Raw genomic sequence first — 1,120 nt, forward strand, 5'->3', positions numbered from 1 at the left:
ACAACTACCGGCTACGCATGCTCCTCATCGGCGGAGGACTCGACACCCTCATCCCCACCTGAAGTACGAAGAGCCCCGAAACGCCGTGTTGAGCGCCGGCGGCTGCTGGATTGAGGGATAGCACCAGCCGTCCTGGACATCGGGCGGAAGGTCGAAAATCTCTTTGGCCAAGAATTCGGAGACTCTGTATGCCGCAGGGTCTCCCTCGACTGCCACAAATGAGAACAATCGACGATGGAAGGCATAGATCTGCTCGTAAGCGCGCAGCGGTTGGGTTGAGAGGTTCGAACTTCCCGGAAGGGGACCTGGGATCTGGGTAAGTCGAATCGGTCTTTTAGCGACATACCGGATCAGAAAGAACTCTTGCCCGGGCGCTATGCGAGCCTCGCTCACCGCCAGAGCTGGGTCCTCCGGGCACGTGTAAAGCAGCGATTCATGCGCGGCATTAAGCCGGCCGGGCGCGCCGACCAGATTCGCCGGAGGCCACCACATGTCCGCAGCCACGGCGATCTCGTTCCGATCGGGACCCGCAGCTCGAACTCGCCAGAATGGGGTCCGCTCAGGGATGATCGTCGTCAACTGAGGAACGGCAGCGCGACCGGTTGGTGCGATTAGATCGTAGTAGGCATCTCGCAAAGCGCTATCGGAGACACGACCGAAATCCATCGCAAGGAACTTATCGGCCTCACTGTCGAATCGATCTAGGTCGAATCCATTCAGAAAGCTGGCCAATCCTTCGCTTTCATCGTACTCACGGCCCTTATCTCCACTCACGACCTCGAACTTACAATGAATTCAGCGCCAGCAGTAGAGCCCTGACGGCTGCACGAAGCCGGCGGCGCTGTCGCTCGCCAGCGCGTACTCGACAGTGCTGCCGGCCGTGTCGTCTTCCCAAGGTCGTCCCGACTCAGGAGCCGGGGTCGGACGTATCGAAAGCACCCGGGCGATCCAACGCGTGGCGGGGCCACGCTGAACACCTGCCGAGTGGACGTTCCTATATCGAGTCAAGTGCTCGTAGGTCGGCTTTGAGGGCTCCGTGGAGCTCGCGGGCGATGTGGCGTTTCATGGCGCGGATGGTGTCCTTTTTGGAGAGTCCTTCGCTGGTGCGTCGTTGTAGGTA

Annotated in this window: 1 protein-coding gene; it reads right to left on the reverse strand. The window is 60.1% G+C overall.

The features are described from left to right. Window positions 1–48 precede the first annotated feature (48 nt). Window positions 49–774, reverse strand: coding sequence for a hypothetical protein (locus tag AC3WRM_RS18395; protein ID WP_492249999.1), 726 nt, complete (start codon window positions 772–774; stop codon window positions 49–51). Between the last annotated feature and the right edge of the window lie 346 nt (window positions 775–1,120).

The sequence above is a fragment of the Aeromicrobium sp. EU05-FHT14F07 genome, assembly GCF_058790455.1.